22 protein-coding genes are annotated in these 22,495 nt (G+C 71.2%); 11 read left to right on the forward strand and 11 right to left on the reverse strand.

The window, feature by feature from the left end; all coding sequences use genetic code 11:
• Window positions 1–35: 35 nt before the first annotated feature.
• From ACFRFH_RS03390 to ACFRFH_RS03410, 5 genes are read left to right on the forward strand one after another with little or no spacing between them, the layout of a single operon-like run.
• Window positions 36–1,541, forward strand: coding sequence for a sodium:solute symporter (locus ACFRFH_RS03390; protein ID WP_382461602.1), 1,506 nt, complete (start codon window positions 36–38; stop codon window positions 1,539–1,541).
• A 43-nt stretch (window positions 1,542–1,584) separates the two neighbouring features.
• On the forward strand, window positions 1,585–3,180 hold the full coding sequence (locus tag ACFRFH_RS03395) for a purine-cytosine permease family protein (RefSeq protein ID WP_382461603.1): 1,596 nt from the start codon (window positions 1,585–1,587) through the stop codon (window positions 3,178–3,180).
• On the forward strand, window positions 3,177–3,563 hold the full coding sequence (locus tag ACFRFH_RS03400) for a nuclear transport factor 2 family protein (RefSeq protein WP_382461604.1): 387 nt from the start codon (window positions 3,177–3,179) through the stop codon (window positions 3,561–3,563). Before ACFRFH_RS03395 ends, ACFRFH_RS03400 begins: the two co-directional genes overlap by 4 nt.
• Before the next feature lie 3 nt (window positions 3,564–3,566).
• The gene (locus ACFRFH_RS03405) at window positions 3,567–4,217 is read left to right on the forward strand and encodes a cyclase family protein (protein ID WP_382461605.1); all 651 of its coding nucleotides are present in this window, start codon (window positions 3,567–3,569) and stop codon (window positions 4,215–4,217) included.
• Between the two features lie 27 nt (window positions 4,218–4,244).
• Window positions 4,245–4,808, forward strand: a complete 564-nt coding sequence (locus ACFRFH_RS03410; RefSeq protein WP_382461606.1) for a Chromate resistance protein ChrB — start codon at window positions 4,245–4,247, stop codon at window positions 4,806–4,808.
• A gap of 4 nt (window positions 4,809–4,812) precedes the next feature.
• On the opposite strand, the gene ACFRFH_RS03415 is transcribed toward ACFRFH_RS03410, so the two are convergent.
• The 5 genes from ACFRFH_RS03415 to ACFRFH_RS03435 form a co-directional block, all read right to left on the reverse strand.
• Entirely contained in the window at window positions 4,813–5,865 is a 1,053-nt protein-coding gene (locus ACFRFH_RS03415) for a COG4280 domain-containing protein (protein ID WP_382461607.1), read from the reverse strand.
• Window positions 5,866–5,991: 126 nt separating this feature from the next.
• Complete coding sequence (locus tag ACFRFH_RS03420; RefSeq protein ID WP_382461608.1) at window positions 5,992–6,660, reverse strand: phosphatase PAP2 family protein; 669 nt, start codon at window positions 6,658–6,660, stop codon at window positions 5,992–5,994.
• Between the two features lie 90 nt (window positions 6,661–6,750).
• Window positions 6,751–7,242: a hypothetical protein gene (locus tag ACFRFH_RS03425; protein WP_382461609.1), complete on the reverse strand. Its 492-nt coding sequence runs from the start codon at window positions 7,240–7,242 to the stop codon at window positions 6,751–6,753.
• 117 nt (window positions 7,243–7,359) lie between these two features.
• On the reverse strand, window positions 7,360–7,839 hold the full coding sequence (locus ACFRFH_RS03430; RefSeq protein WP_382461610.1) for a hypothetical protein: 480 nt from the start codon (window positions 7,837–7,839) through the stop codon (window positions 7,360–7,362).
• A 173-nt stretch (window positions 7,840–8,012) separates the two neighbouring features.
• On the reverse strand, window positions 8,013–8,990 hold the full coding sequence (locus tag ACFRFH_RS03435; RefSeq protein ID WP_382461611.1) for a zinc-binding dehydrogenase: 978 nt from the start codon (window positions 8,988–8,990) through the stop codon (window positions 8,013–8,015).
• A 198-nt stretch (window positions 8,991–9,188) separates the two neighbouring features.
• Here ACFRFH_RS03435 and ACFRFH_RS03440 point away from each other — a divergent pair, with 198 nt between their 5' ends.
• Window positions 9,189–9,929: an MgtC/SapB family protein gene (locus ACFRFH_RS03440; protein WP_382461612.1), complete on the forward strand. Its 741-nt coding sequence runs from the start codon at window positions 9,189–9,191 to the stop codon at window positions 9,927–9,929.
• A gap of 7 nt (window positions 9,930–9,936) precedes the next feature.
• On the opposite strand, the gene ACFRFH_RS03445 is transcribed toward ACFRFH_RS03440, so the two are convergent.
• Window positions 9,937–10,944 carry a LacI family DNA-binding transcriptional regulator gene (locus ACFRFH_RS03445; protein WP_382461613.1) on the reverse strand — a complete coding sequence of 336 codons (1,008 nt, stop codon included), beginning with the start codon at window positions 10,942–10,944 and terminating at the stop codon, window positions 9,937–9,939.
• Between the two features lie 42 nt (window positions 10,945–10,986).
• Window positions 10,987–12,063, reverse strand: a complete 1,077-nt coding sequence (locus tag ACFRFH_RS03450; RefSeq protein WP_382461614.1) for a glycerophosphodiester phosphodiesterase family protein — start codon at window positions 12,061–12,063, stop codon at window positions 10,987–10,989.
• Between the two features lie 192 nt (window positions 12,064–12,255).
• Here ACFRFH_RS03450 and ACFRFH_RS03455 point away from each other — a divergent pair, with 192 nt between their 5' ends.
• The 3 genes from ACFRFH_RS03455 to ACFRFH_RS03465 are packed head-to-tail and all read left to right on the forward strand — an operon-like array spanning window position 12,256 to window position 15,471.
• On the forward strand, window positions 12,256–13,164 hold the full coding sequence (locus tag ACFRFH_RS03455; protein WP_382461615.1) for a carbohydrate ABC transporter permease: 909 nt from the start codon (window positions 12,256–12,258) through the stop codon (window positions 13,162–13,164).
• Window positions 13,161–14,054 (forward strand): carbohydrate ABC transporter permease, encoded by an 894-nt coding sequence (locus tag ACFRFH_RS03460; RefSeq protein ID WP_382461616.1) that lies wholly within the window; start codon window positions 13,161–13,163, stop codon window positions 14,052–14,054. The genes ACFRFH_RS03455 and ACFRFH_RS03460 overlap by 4 nt, the downstream gene beginning before the upstream one ends.
• Before the next feature lie 37 nt (window positions 14,055–14,091).
• Window positions 14,092–15,471 (forward strand): extracellular solute-binding protein, encoded by a 1,380-nt coding sequence (locus ACFRFH_RS03465; protein WP_382461617.1) that lies wholly within the window; start codon window positions 14,092–14,094, stop codon window positions 15,469–15,471.
• Between the two features lie 54 nt (window positions 15,472–15,525).
• Here ACFRFH_RS03465 and ACFRFH_RS03470 read toward each other — a convergent pair whose 3' ends face one another.
• Window positions 15,526–15,915 (reverse strand): MarR family winged helix-turn-helix transcriptional regulator, encoded by a 390-nt coding sequence (locus ACFRFH_RS03470; protein WP_382461618.1) that lies wholly within the window; start codon window positions 15,913–15,915, stop codon window positions 15,526–15,528.
• A gap of 89 nt (window positions 15,916–16,004) precedes the next feature.
• Here ACFRFH_RS03470 and ACFRFH_RS03475 point away from each other — a divergent pair, with 89 nt between their 5' ends.
• The gene (locus ACFRFH_RS03475; RefSeq protein WP_382461619.1) at window positions 16,005–17,486 is read left to right on the forward strand and encodes an MFS transporter; all 1,482 of its coding nucleotides are present in this window, start codon (window positions 16,005–16,007) and stop codon (window positions 17,484–17,486) included.
• A gap of 106 nt (window positions 17,487–17,592) precedes the next feature.
• Here the strand turns inward: ACFRFH_RS03475 and ACFRFH_RS03480 are convergent, their stop codons facing one another.
• Both ACFRFH_RS03480 and ACFRFH_RS03485 read right to left on the reverse strand, forming a co-directional pair.
• Window positions 17,593–18,981 carry an APC family permease gene (locus ACFRFH_RS03480; RefSeq protein ID WP_382461620.1) on the reverse strand — a complete coding sequence of 463 codons (1,389 nt, stop codon included), beginning with the start codon at window positions 18,979–18,981 and terminating at the stop codon, window positions 17,593–17,595.
• A 55-nt stretch (window positions 18,982–19,036) separates the two neighbouring features.
• Complete coding sequence (locus ACFRFH_RS03485; RefSeq protein WP_382461621.1) at window positions 19,037–20,725, reverse strand: amidohydrolase; 1,689 nt, start codon at window positions 20,723–20,725, stop codon at window positions 19,037–19,039.
• Between the two features lie 123 nt (window positions 20,726–20,848).
• Here ACFRFH_RS03485 and ACFRFH_RS03490 point away from each other — a divergent pair, with 123 nt between their 5' ends.
• Entirely contained in the window at window positions 20,849–21,451 is a 603-nt protein-coding gene (locus ACFRFH_RS03490; protein WP_382461622.1) for a TetR/AcrR family transcriptional regulator, read from the forward strand.
• Window positions 21,452–21,478: 27 nt separating this feature from the next.
• Here ACFRFH_RS03490 and ACFRFH_RS03495 read toward each other — a convergent pair whose 3' ends face one another.
• Window positions 21,479–22,309, reverse strand: coding sequence for a hypothetical protein (locus ACFRFH_RS03495; protein ID WP_382461623.1), 831 nt, complete (start codon window positions 22,307–22,309; stop codon window positions 21,479–21,481).
• Between the last annotated feature and the right edge of the window lie 186 nt (window positions 22,310–22,495).

Consider the following 22,495-nt stretch of genomic DNA (forward strand, 5'->3'; position numbering starts at 1 on the left):
ACCTGTACTGCCCACCCGACGCGAAGGAGCGCCCTATGGACATCGCCATCATCGTCATCTACCTCGCCGCCATGCTCGGCTTCGGCTTCTGGGGTCGCACCCGGGTGAAGAACTCCGCCGACTTCCTCGTCGCCGGGCGCCGCCTCGGCCCGACGCTCTACACCGGCACGATGGCCGCCGTCGTCCTCGGCGGCGCCTCCACGGTCGGCGGCGTCGGGCTCGGCTACAAGTTCGGCATCTCCGGGATGTGGCTGGTGGTGGCCATCGCGGTCGGCCTGCTGCTGCTCAGCCTGCTGTTCGCCGGACGCATCCAGAAGCTGAAGGTCTACACCGTCGCTCAGATGCTGCACCTGCGCTACGGGGTCGACGCGACCAGCGCCTCCGGCATCGTCATGCTCGCGTACACGCTGATGCTGTCGGTCACCTCGACCATCGCGTACGCGACGATCTTCAACGTCCTGTTCGGCACCGACCAGACCGTCTCTGTCATCATCGGCGGCGCCATTGTGCTGCTGTACTCGGCGATCGGCGGGATGTGGTCGATCACGATCACCGACATGGTGCAGTTCGTCCTGAAGACCATCGGCGTGTTCTTCCTGATGCTGCCGTTCGCCTGGATCCACGCCGGCGGCTACGACGGGATCGTCAAGCGGCTCGGCACCTCCCACTTCGACCTCGGCGCGATCGGCACGGGCACCATCGTGACGTTCTTCGTCGTGTACTCCTTCGGGATGCTGATCGGCCAGGACATCTGGCAGCGCGTCTTCACCGCCCGCACCCCGCGCGTCGCCAAGTGGGGCGGGACCGCCGCCGCGATCTACTGCCTCCTCTACGGCGTCGCCGGCGCGCTGATCGGCACCGCGGCCGCTGCGTTCCTGCCCGAGCTGGCGAATAGGAATGACGTGTACGCGGCCGTCGCGGAGGCCATCCTGCCGGTCGGTGTCGCCGGTCTCGTCCTCGCCGCTGCGGTCGCCGCCATGATGTCCACGGCCTCCGGCGCGCTGCTCGCCGCCGCGACCGTCGCCCGCACGGACGTCATGCCCCTGCTGCGCCGCCTCACCGGCCGCCGCCCGGCCGCGCCCGAGGGGAACCCGGAGCACGACGTCCGCGCGAACCGCTGGTGGGTCGCCGCCCTCGGCCTCGTCGTCGTCATCATCGCCGCGCTGCTCAACGACGTGGTCAGCGCGCTCACCGTCGCGTACGACATCCTCGTCGGCGGCCTGCTCGTCCCCATCCTCGGCGGCTTCCTCTGGCGGCGCGCCACCGGGACGGGCGCGCTCTGGGCGATGGGCGCCGGCACGGTCGCGACCCTCGGCACGATGGCCGCGCTCGGCGACGTGCTCGCCAACGAGCCGATCTACGTCGGGCTCGGCGCGAGCCTCGCCGCCTACATCGTCGCCAGCCTGCTCAGCCCGCGCACCCCAGCCGCCGTCATGGCGGTGTGGGACGCCCGGCAGAAGGGAACGCCGGAGCCGGTCTCGGTCTCCGACGCGCCCGAGGACGAGCCGGCCGGCGAAGCGTCACCCTCCCCCACCCGATAACGCCCATCCCGATAACGCCCCATCCGTCCGAAGGGAACCCGCAATGTCCGACGACGACGTCACCGCTGCACTGAACCCCCGCCCCAAGATTACCGAGGTGGAGGCCCACGGGATCGACACCATCCCGGACGCCGACCGCACCTCGAACTGGCTCGACCTGGCCCGCATCCAGTTCGGCGGCGTGAACACGTTCGCCACCATCCTGCTCGGCACCTTCCCCATCGCGCTCGGGCTGTCCTTCTGGCAGGCCGTGGCCGCGACCGTGCTCGGCGTCGCCGTCGGCATCGCGTTCCTGGCGCCGATGGCGCTGTTCGGGCCGAAGACCGGGACGAACAATGCCGTGTCCTCCGGCGCGCTGTTCGGCGTGCGCGGCCGGATCGTCGGCTCGTTCCTGTCGCTGCTGACCGCGATCGCGTTCTACTCGATCTCGGTGTGGGTCTCCGGCGACGCGATCGTCGGCGCGCTGACCCGGCTCGCCGGGGTGCCCGACTCGATCGGGCTGCGGCTCGGCATCTACGCGATCATCGGCCTGATCGTGATCGTCGTGGTGATCTACGGCTACCAGTTCATGCTCCTGGTCAACAAAGTCGCGGTCTTCGCGAACACCGCGCTGATCCTGCTCGCCGTGGTCGCCTACTCCGGAGTGTTCGACGCGGGCTACGACCCCGGCACCGAAGCGCTGGCGATCGGGGGCGCGTTCTGGCCGACCTTCATCGCCGCCGCGCTCATCGTCATGGCCAACCCGATCTCGTTCGGCGCCTTCCTCGGCGACTGGTCGCGCTACATCCCGCGGGCGACCAAGCCGCGCAAGCTGATCGGCGCGACCATCCTCGGCCAGGGCCTCGGGCTCATCCCGCTGCTGTTCGGCGTCGCCACCGCCACCCTCGTGGTCGGCAAGGCGGACTACGTGGTCTCGCTCATCCACGTCTCGCCGCTCTGGTACGCGCTGCTGCTGCTCGTGGTGGCGTTCATCGGCGGCCTGTCGACCGGCACGACCTCCCTCTACGGCACCGGCCTGGACTTCTCGTCCGTCGTCCCGCGGTTCAGCCGGGTGCAGGCGACGGTCTTCATCGGCACCATCGCGTTCCTCTTCATCCTGGTCGGCCGGCTCGTGTTCGACCTACTCGGCACGGTGAACGCGTTCGTCGGCGCCATCGTCGTGACGACGACCCCGTGGATGGTCATCATGACCATCGGCTACGTCGTGCGGCGCGGCTTCTACGACCCGTCCGACCTCCAGGTGTTCAACCGCGGCGAGACCGGCGGCCGCTACTGGTTCGCGGCCGGCGTGAACTGGCGCGGGATGACGGCGTGGATCGTCGCCGCCGTCGTCGGCCTGCTGTTCGCCGACTACCCGCCGATCATCGTCGGGCCGTTCAGCGGCCTGGCCGGCGGCATCGACCTGAGCCTGCTGTCGAGCGTGGTCGTGGCCGGCGTCCTGTACGGGGCGCTGCTCGCGATCTTCCCGGAGCCGCGGTACGTGTTCGGCCCGGAGGGTCCTCGCGGAGTGCGTGCGGCAGACGCGGTCGTGCCGCCCATCCACCTGGACGAGCGGTCGGCGGCGGCCCGTGCGCACGCGCGCCGCGCGAAGAGCCGGCCACTGGACGGGCACACCTTCGAGCAGGAGGCCGGCGCATGAGCGAGCAGGAGGTCCTCGCCGCGGTCGACCGGATCGTCGACGACTTCGGCAGCCACCGCCGCGACGCCTACTTCGCCGGGTTCGCCGACGACGCCAGCTTCGTCCTGCACACCCACCCCGTCCGGCTGGAGTCGCGCGCCGACTACGAGGCGGCGTGGGACGGCTGGGAGCGCGACGGCTTCCGGGTGCTGGCCTGCCGCTCGACGGGGCGGCGGGTGCAATTCGCCGGCGACGACGTCGCCATCTTCACGCACGATGTGGAGACCGAACTCGCCGACGGCGACGGTCGCGCGACCGTACGGGAGCGCGAGACCATCGTCATGCAGCGCCGCGACGGCGCATGGATCTGCGTGCACGAGCACTTGTCGCCGCGGGAGGAGTGACTGATGCGGGTGATCGACCTGAGCCATCCCATCCATACCGGGATGACCGTCTTCCCCGGCGACCCGTCCGTGCGCGTGGAGCCGGCGGTGACGATCGCGGAGGCCGGGGTGAGCGTGCTGAGCCTGGAGCTCGGCAGCCACACCGGTACCCACATCGACGCACCCTCCCACACGGTCGAGGGCGGCGCGACCATCGACGCCGTCGACCTCGGCCGGCTGATCGGACGGGCGCGCGTGATCGACGTGAGCGCCCTCCCGCCGCACACCCGGATCGGCGTCGACGACGTGCGCGAGGCGCTCCGCGAACTCGAGCCGGGGACGATCGTCCTCTTCCGCACCGGCTGGTCGGCGCAGTTCGATGCGCCGTCCTACCTCGACCATCCGTTCCTCGACGCCGGGATCGCCTCCGCACTGCTCGACGCCGGCGTGACCGTGGTCGGCGTCGACGCGCTCAACCCGGACGAGACCGTGGCCGACGACCCGGCGCCGGCCCTGGCGTTCCACGACGTGTTCCTCGGCGCTGGCGGGCTCATCATCGAGAACCTGACCGGGCTCGAGCGGGTGACTGCACCCGCGCCGCGGTTCGTCGGACTGCCGCTGCCGATCGCGGGCGGCGACGGGGCGCCGTTGCGAGCGGTCGTCATCGAGGAGTAGCGGGCGGTCGGCTCCTAGGATTGGTGGATGACCGACGACGCCGAGTCCGCCGAACCCACCGCCACCGGCTGGATCGTGCTCGTCTACCGGGTGCCGTCCGAGCCCACCCGACTGCGGGCCACGGTGTGGCGGCGGCTGAAGGCGCTCGGCGCGATCTACCTCCAGAACTCGGTCGCCGCCCTCCCCGACGACGTCGCGAGCGAGCGGGCGCTGCGCAAGCTGCGGCACGAGATCCTGGAGCTCGGCGGCACGGCCGCGCTGCTGCGCTCGGAGGTCCTCGCGGGCGGGGCCGGCATCGTCGCGGCGTTCCAGGACGCCCGCACCGACGAGTACGAGGAGATCATCGACCGCTGCCAGGGCTTCCTCCGCGAGCTCGAGAAGGAGTACACGGAGTCGCACTTCAGCTACGCCGAGCTGGAGGAGAACGAGGTCGACCACACCAAGCTCGTCAACTGGCTGGAGAAGGTGCGGACGCGCGACCGTTTCGGAGCGCCGAAGGGCGCAGAGGCGGAGGAGGCCGTCGCGTCCTGCGCCGCGGCGCTGGAGGAGTACGCCGCACGCGTGTACGCGGAGGAGCCGGAGGGGCACTGACCCCTCAGCGCAGCGCGCGCCGGATGCCGTACGGGATGAGGATCAGCACCGCGAGCGGCATGACCACCCAGGCGCCCACCCAGCCGCTGACCGCGAACGTGATCGCGAGTCCGACAGCCGCGCCCGCGGCGATTTGCCAGTCGTCGCCGACGATGAAGTCCCACCAGAACATCCCGAACGAGCGCAGTCCGCGCACGACGGCGCTCTGACGCCGCGACGGACTGGCCGGTGCGGGAGCCGCGCCGGCCGCCTCCGTCTCGTGCCCGTGGGCGTCGACGCTCGCGGTCACGAGCACCGGCACGGGAGCGGCTGAGGCCTCCCGCGATCCGGCGGCCCTGCGGCGACGCAGCACGGCGACGAGCAGCAAGGCGTAGACCGCGACGGCCGGGATCAGCACCAGCAGCGCCAGGTCGGCGCCCGGCCAGACCGCTCCTGCGCCCTCCGCGCCCCAGAACACGCCGAAGGAGGTCAGCATCACGCCGACGACGAACTTCAGGGTGTTTTCGGGGACGCGCGACAGCGGCGCCCGCACCGCGACACCGATCAGGACGACCACGACGATGGCGGCGGCCGCTGCGAGGGAGGCCAGCCCGATCTGCTGCTGGTTCGCGCCGAAGGTGAGGACGATGAAGACGACCTCCAGCCCCTCCAGCAGCACCGCCTTGAACGACAGCGTGAAGGCATACCAGTCGCTCACGCCAAAGCGGCTGTCCTTTCGGGCGGTACGGGCTTCCTCGACCTCCCGCTGGTAGATGAGCGTCTCGTCGTGCAGGGCCTTGTAGCCGCTTGCGCGCAGCACGGCCTTGCGGACCCACTGCAGGCCGAAGACGAGGAGCAGGCCGCCGACGACGAGCCGGAGGACGCCGAGCGGGATGAGCGTGACCGCCGGGCCGACCACGGCGACGATGACGGCGAGCACGAGGACGCCGACCACCGTCCCGGTCAGGGCGGAACGCCAGTTGCGGGTGGCACCGGCGGCTAGCACGATCGTGGTCGCCTCCACGGCTTCGACCAGGCACGCCAGGAAGACGGCGACGAACAACGCGAGCGAGTTCACGGGGTTCCTTCCGAAGGAGTCACCTGGAAGTGTAACGGCTGTTAGCCAGAACGCGTGACGAACTATGCGTGAACGACGAAGCCCCGCTGCGATCGAATCGCAACGGGGCTTCGGTGGAACTGTCGACTAAGCCGCGACGCGGCGCCCGCTGCCGGCGAACACGCGCCCGGCGACGAGGTTCCAGAGCCCGGCGAACAGCAGGACTCCCGCGACGCCGTTGAGCACGCCTCCGATCACGTCGGTGCCGTAGTGGACGCCCACGTACAGCCGCGACCACATCACGACGGCGACGAAGACCGCGCCCACCACGATGACGATCGTGCGGGAGAGCGCTCCCCGGCACACCATCGCGAGGGCCGTCACGAGCGCGGCGGCGAACACGACGTGGCCGCTCGGATAGCTGAGCGTCGCCGGGTTCACATGCAGCAGGTGGGTCAGCCCGGCGGTCGTCGGGCGCGGCTGGGCGACGACCGCCTTGACGATCAGCGTGGTGAGCCAGCCGAGGCCGGTGACCAGCACGGCGCCGAGGGCGAGCCTCCAGCCCTTCACGAACAGCAGGATCACGAAGGTGATCACCAGGATGACCGCGACGATCGTCGGCCTGTCGAGCTGGTCCAGCAGCAGGGCGACCTTGTCGAGCAGCGGCGAGTTCACCTTGTTGACCGCGGCGTCCAGCGAATCGAAACGCAGGGCGACGACGAATTTGGCGGCGAAGCCGAGAGCGAAGGTCAGGACGAACAGGACGACGGTCCAGACGATCCAGTGTCGGGGGATGCTGAGCTGGGCGGGCTTCACGAGACGGGGCTCCTTTCGGGCGGACGTCTCAGTCAAGCACTGTTCGGCTCAGCAAGCTCTAAGAGAGCACGCAGAAACGTTGCGCGTCTCTCAGGCCGCCGCGTTCCGGGCGACGTTCGCCGGGCGCGTGTTGACGACCTCCGCGTGCGCATCGATGAACGTGTGGACGCTCTCGCTGATGTGGTACTGCGTGTGCGACAGGCGCTCGTCGTGCGAGCGCACCAGGGCGCGCGCGGCCGCCCGGCGGGAGCGGACGCCCGCTAGCGCGACCGCCGCGCAGATCAGCACGGCCACCGCGACCGCGACCGCCACCGCGTCCGCGAGCAGCAGCCAGCCGGCCGGGAGGTGCGCCGCCGTCGCGAAGCCCTCGGCCACGGCCACCGCCACCAACAGGGAGACGGTGACCAGGATGGTGCGGCGGGCGAGCGCCCACGGGCTCGAGGCGAGCAGCGCGGAGGCCGCGACGATCTCCCGCTCCTGCTGACGGCGACGCTCCTTGGCCCAGTGCAGGTCGCGTTCGTGGCGACGGGCGAGCCGCTGCGCGTCATCGTGGGCGCGGTCGTAAGAGCTGTGGTGGTTCACAGACGTGTCCTTCGAGTAGACGTGACTGTTCCGGGTGGGAGGGCGCACGAGGGCGCGCGGCGCGCGGGCGTCGTGGGACGCGTGCGTGGTGGGACGCGGGCGCTCGGCGCCCGGGCCTCAGTGGGTCGGCGTGTTGACGACGGTCGGGGTGCTCGCCGTCGCCGGGAAGGACGACACCGAGCCGAGGGTCGGAGCGGGCCCGAAGGCGGGGGCGGTCGCGACCGGCGCGGAAGCGGGCGCGGGCGGCGGCGTCAGTGCGACGACCGGGGCGAGCGCAGGGCTGGAGGGCGTGGTGGAGGCCGCCGGCGATGAGGAGGAGGGCGCGGCGTCGCCGTCGGCGGCACGGCGTCCGCTCGCGGCGGGCAGCGACTCCGGGGCGCGCAGACCGATGTCCGTGAGGGTGCCCTCGGTCCAGCCTGCCCGCTGGGCGAGCTGCCAGCCGGCCAGGTAGTCGGCGATGGCGGTGTCGAGGTCGTTCAGCCGCTTGGCGAGGTCGCGGACCGCGTCGAGGCGGGCGGTGATCTCGGACTCGAGGAGCACATGTGCGCGCTCCGCGGCCTTTTCGGGGTCAACAGTGGTACCGAATGTCGGGTTCATGGTACGTCCTTCAGCTTGCGTCGGGTCGGTGCGAAAGGCTGTAACTGCGACGCTAGGATGCGTCACGCCGAGCATAACCAGAAAGACCGTTCTGTGGGTCATTTGGAGGACACGAATCCGTCCCCCAATCCGGGCGACACGATCACGGCGTGTCGCGACGCCCGTCTCGTTCTTCAGGGGCGCAGCAGCACCTTGCCGGTGCGGCCGGGGCGGGTGGCGACGTCCACGGCCTCCCGCACCTGGTCGAACCCGAAGACGGCCTCCACCGGCAGTGTGATCGCGCCGGTGGCGGCGGCGCGGATCAGCTCGCCGAAGAGCTCCGCGCGCTTGCCGGGCTCCATCGAGGAGCTCACCTTGCTGCCCCAGAAGCCCTTGACCACGGCCTGCTTGAAGATGAGGTCACCGGACGACAGCCGCATCGGCTCGCCACCGGTGGAGCCGAACGAAACCAGCGTGCCGCCCTCCGAGACGAGCGCCAGCAGGTCGCCACTCGCCTCGCCGCCGATCGAGTCGACGGCCACCACGATCGGCGCGCCGTCCGCGAGGGCGCGCACGCGCTCCCGCCAGTCGTCGGCGCCGGTCGCGACCAGGTTCGGGATGCCCTGCGCCGCCAGCGCGTCGGCGTCGTGCTGCCGGCGCACCAGCCCGATGACCTTCTCGTCACGGGTCGCCGCGAACTGCGCGAGCAGCCGCCCGACCGCGCCGTTCGCCGCGTTCTGCAGGATGACGTCCCCCGGCTTCACGTCGAGGTAGTCGAGCAGGCTGAGCGCGCTGAACGGCATCGCGACGAGCTGGGAGGCCACCTCGTCGCTCAGTCCATCCGGCACGGGGATGAGCGCCCCGGCCGGCGCGACGAAGGCCTCCGCCCAGACGCCGAACGTGCCGCCGGTGACGACGCGCTGCCCGACGGCGAGCGCCGTGACGCCGTCGCCGACCGCGTCCACGACGCCGACGGCCTCCGTCCCGGAGCCGGCGGGCAGGGACGGCTTGAAACCGTACGTGCCGCGGATGGTCCACAGGTCGTGGTTGTGGATGGGCGAGAGGACCGTGCGCACGCGCACCTGCCCCGCTCCCGGTTCGGGGAGCGGCCGCTCCTCCACCGTGAGGACCCGTGCCGGGTCGCCGAACTCGTCCTGGACGATCGCGCGCATGCCCCCCATGCTATGCGCGCCCCCACCCACCACCCACCCCAACTCCCCACCCCACCCACCGCCGAAGGGCACGTAAACGCCCCTAAAAGTGCGTTTTAGGGGCGTTTACGTGCCCCTCGACGTTCGACGGTGGGGTGGGGAGTGCGTATAGTGGGCCGGGAACGTTCCCGGTAGTGGAACGCTGTCGAAGGAGTGACGATGGACGATCCTGCGCTGGTCCTCGGGCTCGCCGTCCGCGTGCTGGTGGCGATCGCGCTCGGCGCGGCCATCGGGCTGGAGCGGCAGTGGCGGCTGCGGACGGCCGGCATCCGCACCAACGCCCTCGTCGCCGCAGGCGCCGCGCTGTTCGTCATCGTCGGCTCGGTCGGGCTGACCGGGCCGGACGCCGACCCGACGCGCGTGGCGGCGCAGGTGGTCTCGGGCATCGGCTTCCTCGGCGCGGGCGTGATCCTGCGCGACGGTTTCAACATCCGCGGGCTGACCACCGCCGCGACGCTCTGGTGCGCCGCCGCGGTCGGCTCGCTCGCCGGCGCGGGCAGCCTGCTGATGGCCGTCGTCGGCGCGGCCGGCATCGTCGGCACGAACATCCTGCTGCGCCCGATCAGCTCCTTCGTCAACCGCCGCACCCGGCGCTGGGCCGAGGACCCGACGGACGCCGAAGACGCGGAGGAGCTCGGCGACTTCACCCTGGAGGCCGAGACGACGGAGAAGAGCGAGTCCCGCGTCCGGGCGCTCGTCCTCCACGCCGTCGACCGCCCCGACCTCGTCCTGCACTCGGTGGACAGTGCCCCGGGCCCGCACGCGCATGTGACGGTCATAGCCCGGGTCAGCTCGGCCGATCCGGGGGTGCCCGGCGTGCTCGAACGCGCGGTGCAGCGGCTCAGCCTCGATCCGAAGGTGGTCGGAAGCCGCTGGTGGCCGACCGAGTCCGAGGACTGAAGCGCGCTCAGCGCACAGCCGCGACCGTCGCGCCCGGCACGAGCTCACCGCGCATCAGTACTTGCCCCGGCTCCCCCGCGCCCTGCTCGATCGCGTCGATCATCAGCTCCACCGCGGCGCGACCGATCTTCTCGATGGGCTGGCGGAACGTCGTCAGCTCCAGCAGGGAGGTCGTGAGCGGCCCGATCCCGTCGAACCCGGTCACCGAGAGCCGGCCGGGCACGTCGACGCCCGCCGCCCGGCAGTACTCCATGACGGCCACCTGGGTGCGGTCGTTCGGGCACATGATCGCGGTGAGGTCCGGCAGACCGACGAGGTCAGGCAGCACGGCGCGCACGTCGGCGTTGGTGGCGACCTCCCGCACGACCACGGTCGCACCGGCCTCGCGGAGTCGGGCGATCATGGCCACGCCGCGCAGGTGCTGGCTGTAGGAGTAGGCGCCGTCCACGAGGATCACCGCGACCGTCCGGTGGCCGAGCTCCAGGAGGTGGTCGGCGAGGCGTTCGCCGCCGTCGCGGTCGTCCACGCAGACGCTGGAGAGCGCCGTCTCCCGGCGGCCGGCCGCGACCACGGGGAGCCGGTCGACGAACGGCAGCACCTGCTCGGACGGGAACCGGGCCGAGCAGACCAGGAGGCCGTCGACCTGGAGCGAGATCAGCGTCCGCAGCGCCGTGAGCGCGTTGTCGAGGGTCAGCTCGCCCGGGTTGGTCGCCGTGACGACGGCGTAGCCGAGCTCGGTCGCCCGGGTCTGCATCGCCACATGCAGGTAGCCCGCGAACGGGTCGGTCACATCGTGCAGCACGACGCCGAGGGTCTTGGTGCGCTCGGAGACGAGGCCGCGCGCCATCGCATTGGCGACGTAGCCGAGCCGATCGGCCGCCTCGATGACGCGCTGCCGCACGCTCTCGCTCACCTCGCCCTGGCCGAGCAGGGCACGGGAGACGGCTGACTTGGAGACGCCGGCCGCCTTCGCCACGTCGATGATCGTGGGTGGTCTGGTGCGCTCGCGTGGCACGGTGGCTCCCTGGTGGGCGAGGAGGGACGGGGTGGCGCCAGCCTATTCGCCGGTCGCCGCCTCCCGCACGCTCGCCGCGAGGTCGGGATGGTCGGCGAAGACGGCGGCGACCCCGCTGCGCATGACCGGCTCGAAGATGCGCCGCCAGTCGCCGGGTGCGCCGGGCACCGCGCCGAGGCGTGCGGACGGCGGCAGGAACTCGTTCTCCGGGCGCAGCGTCCAGCAGTACGTCTGCAGCCCGGCCGCAGCGGCCCGGCGGGCGATGTCGGTCGCGGCCAGGGCGCCCTCCCCGGTCGTCCGGAGCATCCGGGACAGGTCGACGCTGATGCCGGTGAGCCCGGCGGCGGCGAGCTCGAGGAGTCCCGCGTCGGTCACGTCGTCGTCGTATGCGCTCGCCATCGCGCCGGACCGGGCGACGCGGTCGGCCGGAGCGCCGTGCGCCTCCACGAGGTAGATCAGGTCGGCGTCGAGCCCGCGCGCGGCGAGCGAGAGCAGGACGTCCTGCTCGAAGCTCTCGACGGCCAGCGGCGCGCCCCGGTCCCAGCCGGCCTCGGCCAGCTCGACCAGGAACAGCTCGTCCAGCGGCAGGCCGAGCGACGCGAAGTAGGTGGCGTGCTTGAGCTCGGCGACGATCCCGAGTCCGCGCCCGTGCCGGTCGGACGCGGCCGAGACGAGTGCGAGCAGGTCGCGCAGGCGCAGGATGCCGGAGCGCCCGTCGAACGTGGCGCTGAGCGGCCGGAGGGCGTCCAGCCGTTCGACGCAGCGCAGCGTTTCGAGCTGCCGCCATGTGAAGTCCTCGGTGAACCAGCCGTCGAGCACGGCGCCGTCGATCTCCTTCGTGGTGCGCAGCGCGGCGAACTCCGGCCGGGCGGCCACATCGGTGGTGGTGGAGATCTCGGCGTCGTGGCGCAGGACCAGCACACCGTCGCGGGTGGCGACGATGTCCGGCTCCACGGCGTCCGCTCCGAGGGCGAAAGCGAGCTCGTAGGCCGCGGTGGTGTGCTCGGGCCGGTAGCCGCTGGCGCCGCGGTGGCCGATGATCGCGGGGGACGGCGCACCGGGCGGCGCGATCCGGGAGCGCGCGATCGGCGCCGGAGTTCCACTCGCCTCGGTCCGCATTGCACCCTCCCTGATCGCACGAATTGTTCACCCAGGCGTAACCCTGCGTCACCGGGAACGTTCCCGAATGCTCTGTAGGTTAGCAAACACCACCAGGGTTGCGCCGACGGCTTCCGCGTTGCGGAGCATCGTCCGCTCTGGTACTTTCCATCAAACCGGGAACGTTCCCGTAATGATGCGGGCAGGAGAGAGATGACACAGACGACAGCACCCGGGCGCCGCGCCCGCAGCGGCATCCGGGCCGGCATCGGCCCGTGGCTGCTGCTCCCCGCGGCGGTACTCATCGCCGTCTTCCTCTACGGCCCGCTGGTCACCGGCGTGCGGCTCAGCCTGTTCGGAACCGACCTGTTCGGCGACCCGACCCGGTTCGTCGGCCTCCAGAACTACGCGAGGCTCCTCGGGCAGCCGTCGTTCTGGCAGGTCGTCGGCACCACGATCCTGATCGCCGGCCTGTCGATGGCCATGTCGGTCGGCGTCGCGCTCGCGGCGGTCATCCTGCTGCGCAAGTGGATTCCGGGACGCGGCGTCTTCCGGGTGGTCTTCTCGCTCCCGTTCGCGTTCTCCGCGGCGTCCGCATCGGCGATCTTCTCGGGGATGTTCGCCCCGGCGGCGGGCGTGGTCAACCAGATCCTCGCTCACGTCGGGATCGGCGCCGTCCCCTGGCTGCAGCAGCCGGGCTGGGCGATCGTCACGATCGCTCTGACCACCGCCTGGTACGAGCTCGGCTTCGCCTTCCTCGTCCTCGCCGCCGCGATGCGCACCCTCCCGCCGGAGGTCATCGAGGCCGCCGAGCTCGACGGGGCGTCCGGGACGCGGTTCGTGCGCTCGATCCTCATCCCGCTGCTCAGCCCGAGCCTGTTCTTCCTGCTCGTCACCCAGACCATCTCCGGTCTGCAGACGTTCACCCAGGTGCGCATCCTCACCGGAGGCGGCCCCGCGGGCGGCACCACGACGCTCGTCTATCAGCTCTACATGTACGCGTTCGGCCAGGGGACGCCCGACTACGGCCGGGCCTCCGTGGTCGCCGTCGTCCTCGTGCTGATCGTCGCGCTGATCACCTGGCTCCAGTTCCGCTTCATCAACAGGAGGGTCACCGCATGAGCGTCACCGGCTCCGTCCCCCGAACCGCGCGTCCGCGCCTGCGCGTCGCCGACCTCCCGCGTCCGCGCCGCCCGCGCCTGCGCGCCGCCGACCTCCCGCGCCTGCTCGTCCTGCTCGTGCTCGCCGTGCTGATCGCGTTCCCGGTCTACCTCACCTTCGTGAGCGGCTTCTTCCGCACGGGCTCGTTCGTGCGCAGCGGGCTCTTCCCGCCGCCCAGCGACTTCACCCTGGACAACTTCAGCGCGGCCCTCACCGCGATCCCGCTCGGGCAGCAGTACCTGACCAGCATCGTCGTGATGGTGCTGCAGACGCTGGGCCAGCTCGTCACCTCCGCCCTCGCGGCCTACGCGCTGGTGTTCCCCAAGTGGCGGGGCCGCGGGATCGCCTTCGCGCTCGTGATCGCGACGCTCGCCATCCCCGGCGAGAGCCTGGTGGTGCCGAACTACCAGCTCGTCAGCAGCCTGGGCCTGCGGGACACCGTGTTCGGCATCATCATCCCCTACCTCGCATTCGGCTACCCGATCTTCCTGCTCCGCCAGGCGTTCGCCTCACTGCCGCGGGAGATCTGGGAGGCCGGCAGGCTGGACGGCTGCGGCGACCTCCGCACGCTCCTCCTCGTCGTGCTGCCCGCCTGCCGCACGCAGGTCACCACCGCGATCATGTGGAGCGCGCTGTTCGCCTGGAACGGCTTCTTCTGGCCGCTGCTCATCACCGACAGCCCGGTCAACCGCACCGTGCAGGTCGGGCTTTCCCAGCTCGTGTCCTCGGAGTCCACGGCACCGGCGGCCGTCTTCGCCGGCACGGCGCTCGTGCTTCTGCCCACCGTCATCCTCGTCATCGTCAGCCAGAGGTTCCTGCTCTCCGGCATGTCGCGTGGCGTCCTCCGCTGAACCCCACCACCCACCCAGAGAAAGTGAACGAACCGCAATGAAGAGATCCGTCACCCTGGGAGCCGCCGCGCTCCTCCTGCTCTCGCTGGCCGGCTGCAGCGCCGGCGCCGACACGCACGCCACGCCGTCCGCGTCGGGCGCTCCCGGTCCGTCCGCCCTGGCGAAAGCCAAGGGCGTCACCGAGATCACCTTCTGGCACGGCCTCGGCGGCATCAACGCGCAGGCCCTCCAGTCGCTCATCGACGAGTTCAACACCGAGAACGCCGGCAAGATCAAGGTCGACACCAGCGCGCAGGGCTCCTACGCCGACCTCCTGGCCAAGTACACGGCGTCGCTGCGCGACAAGTCGACCCCGACCGTCACCCTCAGCAACGACATCTCCTCCGGCTTCCTCCACGACGTCAAGCGCAGCGTGTCCCCCGGGGCGATGGCCGCGGCCAACCCGGGCGACCTGAAGCTCAGCCAGCTCGCTCCCGCCGGCAAGCGCTACTACAGCGTTGACGGCACGCTGGCCGCCGTCCCGATGAACATGTCCACCCCGCTGCTGTTCGTCAACACCGAGCTGCTGCAGAAGGCGGGCGTCGAGACCTCCACGCTGAAGACGCTCGACGGCCTCGCCGCCGCCGCGACGAAGATCAAGGACTCCACCGGCGTCCCCGGCATCGCGGAGGCGTTCGACGACTGGTGGTTCGAGCAGCTCACCGCCACCAGCGGCAACCTGTACTGCACGCCGGACAACGGCCGCGGAACGAAGAGCGCCGCCAAGGTCAGCTTCCAGCAGCCGTCGCAGGTGAAGGCCTTCAGCACGATGGCCGGCATCTACAAGGCGGGAGCCGGGCTCGACGTCGGCACGGACAACAACAACGCCGTCACCGCGTTCGCGGCCGGCAAGACCGCGATGATGTTCAACTCGTCCGCCGTCGCGGCCTCAGTCGCGAAGAGCACCACGTTCCCGTACGTCGCCCTGCCGTTCCCGCTGTCCGCGCCCGCCTCGAAGGCAGGAACCGTCGTCGGCGGCTCGGCCATGTGGCTGAGCAACCAGGCCACCCCGGCGCAGCAGGTCGCCGGCTGGAAGCTGATCTCCTTCCTCGCCTCCCCGGCCTCGCAGGCGACGTTCAGCGAGGCGACCGGCTACGTCCCCGCCAACAGCGCGCTGGAGAACTCGTCGGCGCGCAAGGACTACCTGGCCTCCCACCCGGTCGCCCGGGTCGCGATCGACGAGGTCAAGAACGTCGCCGACGTGCCGGCCAGCCACGGCTGCTTCACGGGAGCCTTCAGCGCCATCCGCGCGGCGATGATCCCGCAGATGCAGGCCGCGTTCTCCGGTTCGAAGACCATGGACCAGGCGCTCACCGACGCGACCACGGCCGCGAACCAGGCGATCTCCGACTACAAAACGCAGCTAGCCGGCGACTGAGGCCGAGCGCGTTGGCGTGGGGCGGAGTCCGGACGGGCTCCGCCTCTCGTCGTCTCAGGCGCCGGACGCCGCCCCTGCGAAGGCCCGCTCCAGCAGCCCGTCGTACTCGCGCTTGGCGTCGTCGTGCACGCGCGCGCCGTCCGCGGTGATGCCGACGAACAAGGCGCGACGGTCGTAGTCGCAGGTGTTGCGCTCGACCAGCCCGGCCTTGACCAGGCGCTCCACGATCCGGGAGAGCGCACTCTGGGTCATCGGGGTCAGGTCGACCAGGTTGCGCATGGTGCACGACTCGTTCGCGTAGCCGGCGACGAGGTCGAGTACCTCGTACTCGCTGAGGCCGAGCTGATGGCTCTGCTGGAGGGTGCGCTCCAGCTCCGCGGCGGTGTTCAGGTAGAGGCCCTGCAACTCGCGCCAGCGGGCCGAGACGTCGACCGGTTCGTTCACGGATGCAATGATACGCTCGCTTTCTTGCGAACTACATGAATGTGCATACTTTGCTGACACAATCTATTCCGTGTCATAGACTTGCCCTCGTGCTGAACTCCGACACCGCCTCCCGCCCCGCCGTCCGGCCGTCGCCGCCCTCGAAGTCCACCCCGGCCATCCGCTGGAGCCGCGCGCGCTGGCTGCTGCTCTTCGCCACCTGCATCGTGATCGCCCTCGACGGCCTCGACGTGTCGATGGTCGGCGTCGCCCTCCCCTCGATCGGCAAGGAGCTCGGCCTCCAGCCGGGCGCGCTGCAGTGGATCGTGTCGGGCTACGTGCTCGGCTACGGCAGCCTCCTGCTGCTCGGCGGGCGCCTGGCCGACCTTCTGGGCCGCCGCACGGTGCTCCTCGTCGCGCTGAGCGTCTTCACCGTCGCCTCCCTCGCCGGAGGCCTCTCGATGGACGCGGGCCTCCTCATCGCCAGCCGGTTCGTCAAGGGCGTCGCGGCCGCCTTCACCGCGCCCGCCGCGTTCTCGCTGATCACGACCAACTTCGAGGAGGGGCCCCAGCGCAACAAGGCCATCTCGATCTTCACGACGTTCGCGGCGAGCGGCTTCTCGCTCGGCCTGATCATGAGCGGCCTGATGACGTCGCTGAGCTGGCGCTGGACCTTCCTCTTCTCCGTCCCGCTCGCCGTCCTCGCCCTGGTGCTCGGCTTCCTCTTCGTCCCCAAGGACGCCCGGGAGCGGGGCGCCGGTCACGACGTGCTCGGCGCGATCTTGCTGGCGGCCGGGATGCTGCTCCTCGTCTACACGGTGGTCTCGGCGCCCGGAGCAGGCTGGGGCTCGCTGCCGACCGTGCTCGGCTTCGTCGTCGCTGGGACGCTGCTCGCCGCGTTCGTGATCCTGGAACTGCGCGTGCGGCATCCGCTCATCCGGTTCGGGATCTTCCGGGTCGCGTCGGTGCTGCGGGCGAACCTTACCGCCATCACCCTGTTCGGCTCGTACGTGTCGTTCCAGTTCGTGCTCACCCTCTACCTGCAGGACGTCCTCGGCTGGTCCCCGCTCGGCATGGCGCTCGCGCTGCTGCCGACCGGGCTGGTGGTCGTCGCGAGCGCTCCTTTCACCGACCGGCTGATCGACCGCTTCGGGCCGACTGTGCTGATCATCGTCGGCCTGGGATCGCTCTCCGCCGGCTACCTGCTGTTCCTCCGGCTCGGCACCGCGCCGGTCTACTGGCTGGACGTGCTGCCGCCGGTGGTGCTGCTCGGCGTCGGATTCGGGATCGGCTTCCCGGCGATCCAGGTGCAGGCGACGACAGGTGTCCACGACGACGAGCAGGGCCTCGCGGCCGGGCTCGTGCAGACCAGCTCCCAGGTGGGAGGCGCGCTCGCGCTGGCGGTCACGACCGCGCTGATCGCGGGCGGCTCCGCACCCGCCGCGGGCGGCGCGGCCGGCCTGGCCGAGCAGCTCGCGCACTACCGCCCCGGCCTGTACCTGAGCGCGGGGCTCGCGCTCGCCGGGCTCCTCATCGCCGCGCTCCCGCGGCGCCGCCGCCGGCCCGCCCTGCAGGCCGCCACCGACGCCTGACCTCCAGCGCCCCCATTCACCAACCCACCACACACGAGGGGCACGTTGTTGTCACTTTCGGGCCTCCGAAACGACAACGACGTGCCCCTCGATGCTGGGTTGGGGGTTAGAGCTGCTCCACGGGGCCGCTCAAGGCAGGCGGCGCGACGCGGAACAGCCGCGTCCGCCACAGCAGGTAGCCCAGTCCGAGCGCGACCCAGACGCCGCCGACGACCATCGCGCTCGGCTCCAGGCTGAACCAGAGGGCGACGTTGACCGCCACCCCGAGCGCGGGGAGCACCACGAACCCGAGGGCCGTCCGCCAGCCGCGCCGCTTCACGAACCGGATGTAGGTGAAGATCACCGACAGGTTGACGAAGATGAACGCCACGAACGCGCCGAAGTTGATGAGGGAGGCCGCGCGGCTGAGGTCGAGGAACACGGCCGAGCACGCGAGCGCCGCGATGAGCAGCACATTCCCGGCCGGGACGCCCGCGGTGTTGAGCCGCCCGAAGAACCGCGGCAGCGCGCCGTCGCGGCCCATCGCGAACAGGAGGCGTGCCGCGCTCATCTGCTGCGTGATCCCGCACCCCAGCACGGCCACCATGTAGCCGCCGATGAAGAGCGCCTGGAACGCCGCGCCGCCGATGTACTTCGCGATCTCCGGCGACGCGCCCACGATGTTGCCGACTGTCGACACGTCGGGGAACAGCACCTGCATCACGTAGGTGACGCTCACGAAGAACAGGCCGGCGACCCCGACGATGATCAGGATGGCGCGCGGGATGTCCCGCCGCGGGTACTCGGCCTCCTCCGCGAGCGTGCTGACGGCGTCGAAGCCGAGGAACGACAGCGCCAGGATGGCCGCGCCCGACGCGATGGCGCCCGCGTCGATCCCCGGCGAGAAGAACGGAGCGACCGAGAAGTGCGCGCCGTTCGCGCCCTCCACGATGTTCTTGATCGTGAGGCCGACGAAGGCGACGGCCACGACCACCTGGATGACGACCAGGATGACGTTGACCTTGGCCGCGATCCGCACGCCGATCAGGTTCAGCGCGGTGCAGACGACGATGGTGGAGAGGATCCACACCCACGACGGCACCTCGGGGAACGCCGCCGTCATGTAGATGGCCGAGAGCAGCGCATTGATCATCGGCAGCAGCAGGTAGTCGAGCGTCGCCGCCCAGCCGACCAGGAAGCCGAGGTGCGGGTTGATCGCCTCGCGGGTGTATGTGTACGCCGACCCGGCCCGCGGGTAGAAGCGGACCATCTTGGCGTAGCTGAGCGCGGTGATGAGCACGGCGACGAGCACCAGCAGGTACGACAGCGGTACGTGCCCGTGCGTGATGTCGGCGACGATCCCGAAGGTGTCGAAGACCGCGAGCGGCGCCATGTAGGCGAGGCCGAGGAAGACGATGTGGCGGAGGGTGAGGCTGCGACGGAGCCCGGCGGCCTGGAGGTCGTCGGCGGTCTCGGCGGAGCGGGCGGGGGAGATGGCGGGGTCGAGCTGGGACATCGGGTGGGTCCTTTCGCTGCGGGGTGAGAGGAGCAGGTTGGATGGAAGAAGTGAGCTAATGCCCCGCCGCCGAGCAGTGCGCGAGCGCCCCGAACTGCTCCGGCGCCGGCGCGTCGCGGTCGGCGTCGTGCACGACTTCGCCGCCGACCATCGTCAGCGCCGCCCCCTGCTGAAGCAGCGCGGCCGGGTCGCCCTCGTGCTCGTAGAGGTCCCCCGACCACGCGACCACATCGGCGCGGGCCCCCACCCGCAGGACGCCGAGGTCGCCCTCCGCGTGCCACGCCCACGCCCCCTCGCGCGTGTAGCCGCGGATCGCGTCGTCCAGGCCGATCCGCTCGGCGGGCGTCCAGGCGTCGCGCCCGTCGAGCCCAGCCCGGGTGAGGGCCGAGTAGAACCCCACGAGCGGGTCCATCTCCCCCACCTGCCAGTCGCTGGAGAGGGCAACGTGCGCGCCCGACTCCCTGAGCGAGCGCAGCCGCCAGGCGCGGTCCCAGCGCTGCTCGCCGACGTTCTCCATCCAGGTGCCCGCGACGAGGTCGGGCGAGCAGTGCCGCGGCTGCATCGCGGCCGTGACGCCGAGCGCTGCGAAGCGGGGGAGGTCGTCCGGATGCAGGCATTCGACGTGCACGATCCCGTGCCGGCGGTCGCGGGTGCCGTTGGCGCGCGAGGCGGCCTCGATCGCGTCGAGGGCGAGGCGGATGCCGCCGTCCCCGGTCGCGTGCGTGTGGGTCTGGAAGCCGAGCCGGTCGAGCTCGGTGACGATGCGGGTCAGCTCGCCGACCGGGGCGGACGGGTGGCCGCGGTGGCCGGGACGGTTGGCGTAGTCGTCGAGCATCCACGCGGTGTGCGGCTCGATCACGTCGTCGGCGTAGAGCTTCACCGGGCCGAAACGCAGCCGCTCGTCGGTCGTCGCGCCGTCCACGGCCTCCCGCAGCTCGCGGCGGAACGCGGCGTCCGCGTCGATCGGGTGGAACAGCGCCGCGATCACCCGTGAGCTGAGCAGCCCGCGCTCGCGCGCCCGCTCGAGGAGGCCGATCTCCGCGAGCGGGACCTGCGGCTCGACGACGGTCGTGATCCCGGACGCGGTGGCGAGCGCCAGGCTGCCGAGCAGGCGGCGGTAGCGCCGCTCGGGCGAGTACAGCGGGATGTCGCGCTGCAGGCCGGCGAGCCCCGCGGTCGTCATGGCGCTGGTGTAGAAGTCGGTGACCCAGCCGGTCGGCCGGCCGTCGTCGTCCCGCTCCGGGCGCCCCCACGGGATGTCGCCCCCGCCCGCGATGCCGAGCACGCGCAGGGCCGCGTCGTTGAGCCAGACCGAGTGCTGGTCGTAGGTGGTGACGAACACCGGGCGGTCCGTGAGCCCCGCCAGGTCGGCGGCGTTCGGGCGGCGGCCCGGCACGATCGAGTAGACGGCGTTCTCGGCGCAGATCCAGTCGAGGTCCGGGCGGCGCTCGGCGAGCTCGCGGATGCGGCGGCGGACCTCCTCGAGCGTCTCGGCGCCCTCCAGGCTCACCGCGTCCGGGTCGAAGCCGAGCAGGAGGTGGTTGTGGCTGTCGATGATGCCGGGCGTGACGAGGCCGCCGCCGAGGTCGCGGGTCTCACGGGCGGCGGGAGCGTCCGCGGCTGGGCCGACGTAGCTGATCCGGCCGTCCGTCACGCCGACGGCCTCGGCCCACGGCTGCGCGTCGTCGAAGGTCCTGACCCGGGCTCCGGTGAGGAGGAGGTCGGCGGTCTGAGCTGCGGTCACGATGGTCCCATCGACGGTGAGGAGAATTCTTTGACACTTGCGTCAAAGAATTCCACGAGTGTGCCACGCCGCCGCGAGAGGTGTCAAGCGAACCGGGTCGCCGCGCGCCGGTAGGGTCGACTCATGGGCCGGCCGAAGAAGCAGGATGAGCGTCGCGCCGACCTCATCGAGGCGGCGCTCAGCGCGGTCGGCGAGCGCGGCCTCCGCTCGCTCTCGCTGGCCGACGTCGCGGCGAAGGCGGGACTCACCCGCGGCGCGATCCTCTACTACTACGAGGACCTCGACCAGCTCCTCGTGGAGGCCCACCGCGCCGGCCTGGAACGGTTCTGCGACCACCGGGACGCCGTGGTCGCCGGCATCCCCGAGCCGCAGCTGCAGCTCGCCGCCGCCATCCGGGAGGGCCTGCCGAGCGGCCCGGACGACGCCCTCATGCGCCTGCTCTACGAGTTCGACGTGCTCGCCGGCACCTCCACGCTGCACGACGAGCTGGTCGAACGGATGTACCTGCGCCAGCTCGCGACCTACACCGGCATCCTGGAGCGCGGCGCCGCGGCGGGCGTCTTCGCGCCGGCGCTCCCCGTCGAGACGCTGGCCATGAACCTGGTCGCTCTGGAGGACGCCTACGGCCTCCACATCGTCGCAGGCAACAGCCTCATCACCGTCGCGAGCGCCGAAACCGCCATGCGCGCCGCCGCCGCCGCCTTCGGCGCCCCCACCACCCTCTGACCACCGCCGAGGGGCACGTAAACGCCCCTAAAACCGCGCTTTAGGGGCGTTTACGTGCCCCTCGATCAGCCTTCGGATGCGCTGGACCAGCTCTGCGGGTCGGTGGACATCGTCAGCGGTGACGCGGATCATCCGCCAGCCGAGATCCTCCACGCGTTCGCGTCGCCGGATGTCCTTGCGCCAGGTCTGCCGGTCGACGCGGTGGATGTCGCCCTCGTACTCCAGGGCGATGCGTTCACGCGGATAGGCCAGGTCGATCCGGGCGACGAACATCCCCGAGGCGTCCCGGAGCTCGTGGTTGAGCAACGGGATCGGGAGGCCCGCATCCGCCAGGACCAGCCGCAGCCGCGACTCGCCCGGTGACTCCGAGCCGGTCCGGATCGACTCGAGCGCCTCCTTGGCGCGAGCGACACCCCGGCGCCCGGGCGACGCCGCGATGGCCCGGGCCAGGGTGAGGCGGTCGGTGAGCGGTTCGTCCCCTCCGACGAAGAAGTCCCCCACCACGACCAGCGCATCCCGGTGGAGCAGCTGCGCGAGGTCGAGCCAGGTCTGCTCCGGTGTGGTCACGGGGAGGTCGCCGATCGTCCACGTCTCCCAGCGTGTGAGCTTGTGCCCCGCGAAGCCACCGATCGTCGGGGCCCGGCCGGGGGCACGCACACTCACATGGATGCGCTCGTCCCCGTGCGGCAGCGGAGCCCCGTAGAGCGTCGCCGCGGTGGTGTGGCTGAAGGCGAAGTCGAGCCCGCGATGCAGAGCGTATGCGCGACAGCGGGCGACCAGGCCGTCCGCCTGCGGCGTCAGCCGCGTCCCGCGCACCGGCGTGATCAGATCGGGTGCGCGCAGGCGTTTGCGGCTCACCCCTCCCTCGGTCGCACGCGCGACGGTGAACGCAGAGTCCTGGAGCGCCGCTGGAAGCGCGGCCCGCTGTCGTGGCATGCCCGCCACCCTGCCAGAACCAGCCCCTGCTCCCCCGACTTATCCACAGCCCACCCCGCCGAGGGGCACGTAAACGCCCCTAAAGCCTGTCTCTTATACACATCTCCC

Origin of the sequence: Leifsonia sp. NPDC056824 (assembly GCF_042789575.1) — a bacterium.
In the GTDB taxonomy this organism is placed as follows: domain Bacteria; phylum Actinomycetota; class Actinomycetes; order Actinomycetales; family Microbacteriaceae; genus Leifsonia.